We start from the raw sequence: 783 nt of genomic DNA, 5'->3' as shown, positions 1-783 counted from the left end.
AAAACTTAGTGCCAGGAAAGTACACGTTAGAAGAAACGAAAGCGCCAGAAGGCTATAAAGCAGTAGAAGTAAAAGTGGAAGTAAACGTAGTAGCAAATGAAGTAGTAAAACAAGAAGTTATGAATGAAAAAGTAACAGGTCAATTTGAGATTGTAAAAGTAGATGCGAATGATAAAGCGAAAGTATTATCAGGTGCAGAATTTACAGTATATAAAGATGGTAAAAAGGTAGCGGAACTGAAAACAGATGAGAGTGGAAAAGTGATGTCACCAAAATTACCATTAGGTGAATATACAGTGAAAGAAACGAAAGCACCAGAAGGTTACAAGCTTTCAAATAAAGAATGGAAAGTAACAATACAAAACGAGAAAGAAGTAGTAAAAGTAGAGGCGGAAAACGAAAGAATCTTAGGTTCTCTACAAATTATTAAGACGGATGATAAAGATCAAGCGAAACGTTTAGCGGGCGCAGAATTCACATTGAAAGATGCGCAAGGGAATGTTGTAAAAGAAGGAATTACAACAGATAAGTCTGGAATTGTTAAAGTAGATGGACTAGTGCCTGGTGAATATATGTTAGAAGAAACAAAAGCACCAGAAGGTTATGAGTTAACAAAACAAGTAATTCATGTAACAGTTGATGGTGAAAAAGTTATTGATGTAAAAGTAACAAACAGTAAGAGCCTTGGTCAATTTGAAATCGTAAAAGTAGATGCAGAAGATAAAACGAAAGTATTATCAGACGCAGAATTCGAAGTGTACAAAGATGGTAAAAAAATAGAGT

1 protein-coding gene is annotated in these 783 nt (G+C 34.4%); it reads left to right on the top strand.

Annotated elements, in window-relative coordinates; translation table 11 throughout:
- Positions 1–783: SpaA isopeptide-forming pilin-related protein (locus ACLBWW_RS28595; protein ID WP_447614405.1), on the top strand; the 783-nt coding region annotated here is incomplete at both ends.

This window comes from Bacillus sp. M5A3_1b (assembly GCF_053345335.1).
Note: the sequence above shows the minus strand (reverse complement) of the source record. Positions and strands in the feature narration are given on the sequence as shown.